Below are 6,089 nucleotides of genomic sequence, written 5' to 3'. Positions count from 1 at the left end.
GGCGGGAAGTAGACGAGATAGGTCATGCCGCCTCCTTAGCCCAGCGCCGAATAGCCTCGCGCGCCTGCTGCTCTGTGCTGAACATTTCGTGGGACAAGGAACCCTTGCGGCGCACGTCCACGAACCAGAAACCGAATCGGCGGTAGGGGCCTTTGATGACTTTGGTCATGGCGTCACCCGCTTGAACTCAACAACCCATACCCATGGGTTGACCGTCCATGCGCCTTCGCCGTTGATGTGATCCCACAGGATTTCGAAAAGTTGTTTCGCGGTCAGCGTCTCGTCGAAGTCGGGCGCCGCTCGCAGAAAGCCAACACCTTCAGCCTCTGCCTGCTCTTCGCTGATGTCCTGCAGGCGTTCCACGCGCACGTCGGTGATCTCCAGCAGGATGCGGCTGGCCCAGCGCGGCATGTGGGTGGATGGCGTCCATCCGGTATACCCGTTGTCTGCCGGACCTTTGAAGCCGTGGTCACTATCCGGTTCTAACGAACGATAAGGATGCTGATGGGTGTAGAAGACTTTAGGGTATGGGCCATCGGCGCGGTAGATGGTTTGGTACGTCACGCTTGGCGGCCCTGGAATACCAGCTCGCCCTGCTTGCGAGTATCGACCATCCGTAACCTGCGCTGGGTGTACATCTTCCCAAGTCTCTCGCACCCACAGCCGGTCGCCGGGGCGGCCGTAGGGACACTCAGGGTTGGAACGGGTGACGTCGGGGTTGCGAATGAAAGGCTGGCCCAAGCCGTAACTTCCGATGTCGGCTTTCGAGCGTGGCTGGACCTTCGTTACTCTCCTGGTTACCGTCTTCCGACCTTCCAGAATGGCGCGCACCATCGGCGCCGAGAACAGGATCGGGCGTTCCTTCACTGGGTTCATGCGCTCTGCTCCGGGTAAGTACGAACACCGATCTGGCCGCGCTCGATGTCGATGGCCAGGGTGCGGAGGTTGTCGGAAAGGTTGCGGGCTTCTTCGGCGGTGAGGGCCTGCGATAGGCTGGGCCAGCGCACGACGCCGTAGATATGGCCGGCGACGTGGCGGCGGACTTCCGCTTCGATGAGTTGGGTCATGGGCTGGTGCTCAGATTGATTCGAGATAGGCGGCTATGAATTGCGTCGCCGCCTCAGCATTGAGGGCGTTTCCGTAGGCGCGCAGGCGTCCCACTCGGGAGGTAGTGCCATGAGCCAGCGGGAATGTGCCGGGTTCAACTGGCCGCCACTTTCCATCCCGGCAGAAGAGCCAGTCAGCCTCTCGCCAGAGGCCGTTAACCGGGCCGGCGTGCTCAAGCAGCTCGCCATGCACAGATCCTGGGGTGAGCCCTTTCGCTGCATCTCCGACAGAGAGCCCTCCAGCGTCCGGACGTTCTTCTCTCCGTCCGCTGCCCGAGGAGTTGGCCAGCCTGCCAGCGAACCCAGGTAGGGGAGCTGCTGACCCTTCGCTCTGGGCTCGTCGCGATCGCCCTTGTGGTCCCGCGCTGTGGGGGTTACCCAGCCGGCTAATGCCGCGATCTGGTTCAACGGCCGGCCCGTATCCCAGGGTCGGGCATCCTTCGCCCCGCGGTTGGCGTCCATCGCGGTTGGCGTCGGCCACCCAGTAAGTCCGGTCGCGGATGTGCGGAGCACCGACGCCCGCAGACGGAAACGCGACAGCCCCGAAGGCATATTCCATCGTTTCCACGTCAGCTTGTACAAGGTCGACCCAAGGGTCTGCGTCTTTGCTCGCAACCTGTTCTCCAAAGACGACTGGAGGGCGGCGCTCGCGGATGAGCCAGGCAAAATGGGGCCAGAGGTGGCGTGGGTCATCAAACCCAGCTCCTTCGCCTGCCGAGGAGAAAGGTTGGCAAGGACAGGAACCGGTCCAAACAGGTCGATCATCTGCCCAGCCGGCGCGACGAAGGGCATGGGACCAAACGCCGATACCGGCGAAGAAGTGGCATTGCGTGTAAGGACGGAGGTCATCAGGGTGAACATCCTCGATCGAGCGTTCATCAACGTCGCCAGGCGCGATATGGCCGGCGGCAATCAGGTTGCGTAGCCATTGCGCCGCGTAGGGGTCGAACTCGCTGTAATACGCGGGCATAAACGCTCCAACAGCCCTGGGCCTGCCGGGCTGGCGTTGTTTGGGTGAGAGGGGGGGGGTTAGGCGACCTTGCGGGCAGACGGCGAATAATTCACCCAGCCTACCTTTTGCACTTTGGTCTTTGCGTCGATGAGCGGCTTGCCTTCTGCATCCGTAAGCTTGCAGCGGGCCCTTACACGCAGATCCCGGCAACTACCCGCCTTTGCGGCCATTTCGATGAACTGCTCGGCGTACTGGGGGGCGTCAAATGTCTGGCTAAGCTGGCGAACCTTGCGGCTGGCCATGATTGCGGCTGCCTGCTCATCAACGGCGGCTGCCCACTCAGCCTGAGTCAATTGAATCGGTGGCTCGCGCGGTATAGGGTTAGGCTTTGTATTTGGGGTCGCTTTTCTCGCCTCGGCTATCGCTACGTCGAGGGTCATGCCGAACACGGCAAATGTGCTCATGGCGGTTACTCCAGACAGTCGAGCGCTTTCTGAAGCAGCTCGTTCACGGAAAGGTCTCGTTCCTCATCGCCCATGGCGCGTCGTATCCAGTGACGCGCCTCTTCCATTTCACACTCCATTTCGTGGACCTGTGACTCGCTCTCTTCCAGAGCGTTTTTCAGGTCGTCGAGCTCTTCCTCGAGTTCTTCGATATCCCCAATGGGGTCGAAGTCGCTCTCGGCAATCTGGCGGGCCAGCTCATTCGCAGCGCCCTGGTCGAGCGAGGCGTAATGCAACAACTCATCACCCTTGAGGGCGTTAACGGGGATGCTCATGGCTTTCTCCAAACAGCCGCCCGCCTGCCTAGGCGGGGTGGCGATGGGTGAGGGATACGCCGTAGTCACGGCAAGGTGTCACGCTATGCGAATACGATCCGCAAGCTCTGCGTCTGGCATCCGGTCGGCGCCGCGAATGAGGCGGGAAATCAAATCCTGCTCTTCCTCGATTCCGGTCCGGGCCATGACTCGCCTCAGCGCGGCGTCATCATTGTGATAAAGCTCCGTGACAATGCGGCGTGACAGCAAGCGAGCCTTCCTCTCTTGCTCTGTCAGCTTCTCCCGCTCGCGCTGGGCACGTTTTCGTTCTGCTGGGCTCATCGCCATAAACCACCCCCTCCAAACCGCTAGGCGGCAATTGGGCCTGTATCTGGCGCAGGCGGCGCTGCGCGGGTTTGCGTTTCAAGTTCGATATCCATGTCGTTCCAGCCGGCCAGCCACCAGCTTCCAAGGTAAGTAACTGGTGTGAACGGGCAGGCCAGCTTCGATGTGTTTTGGCGCCTGGCTGCGCGACCGTTGTAATAGGCCATGGGGTGAGCCATCGCTACACTCCGGCGAGGTGATGCAGGCGAATGAAGGGAATGTCGTCGTCGAAGCTGTCTGGCGGCGCGGCTTGCTGGTTTGGTTGCGGGCGAGACTGCTGGGGACGTGGCGCTGGCTGTCGTGCAGCGCTGGCCTGTGGGTGCGCCTGCCGCTGCTGGCTATCTTGTGGCTTGCCGCCGAGCAATTGCATGCGGCCCTGCATGTCCACGATGATCTCGGTGGTGTAGCGCTTGATGCCGTCCTTCTCCCATTCGCGGGTCTGTAGCTTGCCCTCGATGTAGATCTGGCTGCCTTTGGTCACGTACTCGCCGGCGATCTCTGCGACCTTTCCGAACAGCGATACACGGTGCCATTCGGTTTTTTCCACCTTCTGGCCACTCTGCTTGTCGGTCCATTGCTCGCTGGTGGCCAGGCTCAGGTTGGTGACCGCGTTGCCGTTGGGCAGGTACCTGACGGTAGGGTCTTCGCCACAAGTCCCCACGATTATTGCCTTGTTAACTCCGCGTGCCATGTTGAAGTTCCTGATTGGATAAAGGTCCGGCACCGCGTACTTTCGTCTTTCCAGGGCGCAGGTTTAGGAGTGATTTAGAGTTGTAGCGACCGCGTTCAACCATGTCTCTGGCGTTATCCTTTTGCGTGCCAATTTCAAGATGTGCCGGATTAACGCACTGCGGGTTATCGCACTTATGCCTTACTACAAGCCCGACCGGGATCGGGCCATTCGCCAGCTCATAGGAAACCCTGTGAGCCTTTAGAGGGGATCGCCCGCTGCCGGCGCTCAAGGTTCCGTAGTTGTGCCCATCCATACCGCCTTGCCAATTCCAGCATTCGTCCGGAGCGCCCTTTACGACATGACCCCAGAACCTAAGGTGTATAGGTGTCGGCTCTGTCGACTTGTTGCGACAGCTGATGGAGCAATAGATCCGCGATTGCCACTGAGTCGCAGAGTCCTTCGGGTGCCTGTTGAAGTCGGAGCCGCAAGCCTTACAAATTTTCGAGGGCCTATCACTGCTGACTCTCATGCTGCCACCGCCTCATTGATTGCCTTCATGGTGTCGTTGATCAACTCAAGGAACAGGGCGCGTCGATCTTCCAAACGCTTCAGTTCGTCCTTGAAGTCGTCGCGATCCTGCCGGTATACGATGAGTTGTCCAGATTCCGGGAAGTCTGAGCAGTAGCTGACGAAGTCCACCCAGTCGCGCCCGGTGCAGTCGAGGTGACCTACGAGTTGCCAGCGATATGCGGGGTCGAATGAGCCCCTGCGGAGCGTGTCGTAATGCACGCCTGCAATGACTGACTTGATTTCCAACACGCCGTCATTGCCTACGAGCCCATCAGGAGAATCGCCGTACTCCCCGAGGTCAAAGAATCCGCCGTTCGTGACCTCGACGAATCTCTCATCCTCGTAAAGCATCCTGGCGATTGGCTCCTGTTCGTGGCCTCGCTCCATTTCTGCGTTCTTGAACCCGAATTCGGCCTTGCGACCAGTGATGCGTTCCAGTGCGATTTGCAGGGCGTAGCGCTTGGCCGGATCGCCAAATGACTTGCCGTCGTTCGCCATGAAGCAGGCGAAGTTCGACGCGGTCGCCTTGCCGGTGCGCAGCGCCTGCCATGCCTCGGTGTTTTGCTCGATGTCATGCCACTGCCGATTCATTGGCGCACTCCTGCATCAGCTGCTGCTGGTGTTCTTCAGTCATCGATACGCGCGCCAGCACTGCATCGAGGTTTCCGTCGCGGCGGAATGCCACCTTGGCGTTGTTCCAGCCCTTTGAATTGTCTGGAGTCAGCCATGCAACGACAGGCGCCTTCGGACTGATGCGCAACCCTTCCATCACTTCGCGACCGAATTTCACATTCGAATCCACGTACACAGTGATCTTCACGCCCTGCCAGTCCTCGATGAACGGGGAGTTGGTCAGTGCTTTCATCGTCTTGCTGTTGGTGACGTTGAGGATCATCGGCTTGAGCTTTTCACCTGGGCGAATCTCTCGCTCGACGAAGTAGGCCGTGTTGAACAGATCCTTGGTCTTCTTCGTCTTGTCCTGCTCAAGCACAACGCGGGCGACGGTGAAGGTCATGTGCCCGACGATATCGGCGCTGCTCAAGTAGGGGCTGTTGAAAGCCTTCTTGAAGTGAGTTTTGGATTCGTTGCTCATGACAGAACTCCTCCTGAGCGAGCATTCCAGGCTGCCTCTGCCTTTTTGTAAGCGTCGGCGTGATACCACTCCTTCACATCCGTCAAGGCCACGCTTCGCCTAGATCCATCACCATTGGCGTACTCGGTGATAGGTGAAGGGCTCTCTGTCGTTTGCAGAAGTCCCGGAAACGGCCGGCGGTACCCGCATGGTTCACAGCCAATAGTGATGCCTCTATCCCACGAATCCGTGAACGGGATGCCGCCACAAAACGGGCAGGCCGATAAGTTTTCGAACATGCGTGTACTCCCGCGCCATCCGTGTCCCGGGGCGCTGCGATCAAATCGAAGGGGTGGTTACTGAGTAATGCTGCCGGCGTAAGCGCTGGCCAACATCCAGATGGTGAAAGCGAGAAGGGCGAGGGCAGAGCCGCTTATCGGGAGCCGCTCTCACCGGCCTCTGGCGCCGTATAACGCAGCAACCAGATACCCGGGGCAACCCAGCTGTACCGTGCGGGTTGGCCGGTGAACCCGCAGCGTTTGGCCAGCCGCACGGCGGATGCCTTTGTCTTGCCG

At 59.8% G+C, this 6,089-nt stretch carries 11 protein-coding genes; all 11 read right to left on the bottom strand.

Annotated features, from left to right (window positions below; translation table 11 throughout):
* Positions 1-22: 22 nt before the first annotated feature.
* Positions 23-169 (bottom strand): hypothetical protein, encoded by a 147-nt coding sequence (locus tag HAQ05_RS27490; RefSeq protein ID WP_190427460.1) that lies wholly within the window; start codon positions 167-169, stop codon positions 23-25.
* Positions 166-876 carry a hypothetical protein gene (locus tag HAQ05_RS27485; protein ID WP_190427454.1) on the bottom strand — a complete coding sequence of 237 codons (711 nt, stop codon included), beginning with the start codon at positions 874-876 and terminating at the stop codon, positions 166-168. Before HAQ05_RS27485 ends, HAQ05_RS27490 begins: the two co-directional genes overlap by 4 nt.
* Positions 873-1,067: a hypothetical protein gene (locus tag HAQ05_RS27480; RefSeq protein ID WP_190427451.1), complete on the bottom strand. Its 195-nt coding sequence runs from the start codon at positions 1,065-1,067 to the stop codon at positions 873-875. Before HAQ05_RS27480 ends, HAQ05_RS27485 begins: the two co-directional genes overlap by 4 nt.
* A gap of 10 nt (positions 1,068-1,077) precedes the next feature.
* Positions 1,078-2,076, bottom strand: coding sequence for a DNA cytosine methyltransferase (locus HAQ05_RS27475; RefSeq protein ID WP_190427448.1), 999 nt, complete (start codon positions 2,074-2,076; stop codon positions 1,078-1,080).
* 59 nt (positions 2,077-2,135) lie between these two features.
* Positions 2,136-2,522 carry a hypothetical protein gene (locus HAQ05_RS27470; RefSeq protein WP_190427445.1) on the bottom strand — a complete coding sequence of 129 codons (387 nt, stop codon included), beginning with the start codon at positions 2,520-2,522 and terminating at the stop codon, positions 2,136-2,138.
* 5 nt (positions 2,523-2,527) lie between these two features.
* Complete coding sequence (locus tag HAQ05_RS27465; protein ID WP_190427442.1) at positions 2,528-2,836, bottom strand: hypothetical protein; 309 nt, start codon at positions 2,834-2,836, stop codon at positions 2,528-2,530.
* A gap of 78 nt (positions 2,837-2,914) precedes the next feature.
* Positions 2,915-3,163, bottom strand: coding sequence for a hypothetical protein (locus HAQ05_RS27460; RefSeq protein ID WP_190427439.1), 249 nt, complete (start codon positions 3,161-3,163; stop codon positions 2,915-2,917).
* Positions 3,164-3,380: 217 nt separating this feature from the next.
* The gene (locus HAQ05_RS27455) at positions 3,381-3,890 is read right to left on the bottom strand and encodes a single-stranded DNA-binding protein (RefSeq protein WP_190427436.1); all 510 of its coding nucleotides are present in this window, start codon (positions 3,888-3,890) and stop codon (positions 3,381-3,383) included.
* A complete protein-coding gene (locus HAQ05_RS29580; protein ID WP_190427432.1) occupies positions 3,874-4,185 on the bottom strand; it encodes an HNH endonuclease signature motif containing protein in 312 nt (103 codons plus the stop codon). Before HAQ05_RS29580 ends, HAQ05_RS27455 begins: the two co-directional genes overlap by 17 nt.
* A 212-nt stretch (positions 4,186-4,397) precedes the next feature.
* The gene (locus tag HAQ05_RS27445) at positions 4,398-5,033 is read right to left on the bottom strand and encodes a lambda exonuclease family protein (RefSeq protein ID WP_190427429.1); all 636 of its coding nucleotides are present in this window, start codon (positions 5,031-5,033) and stop codon (positions 4,398-4,400) included.
* Entirely contained in the window at positions 5,014-5,535 is a 522-nt protein-coding gene (locus HAQ05_RS27440) for a hypothetical protein (RefSeq protein WP_190427427.1), read from the bottom strand. The genes HAQ05_RS27445 and HAQ05_RS27440 overlap by 20 nt, the downstream gene beginning before the upstream one ends.
* Between the last annotated feature and the right edge of the window lie 554 nt (positions 5,536-6,089).

The sequence above is a fragment of the Pseudomonas typographi genome (genome assembly GCF_014694385.1).
Lineage (GTDB): Bacteria > Pseudomonadota > Gammaproteobacteria > Pseudomonadales > Pseudomonadaceae > Aquipseudomonas > Aquipseudomonas typographi.
Note: the sequence above shows the minus strand (reverse complement) of the source record. Positions and strands in the feature narration are given on the sequence as shown.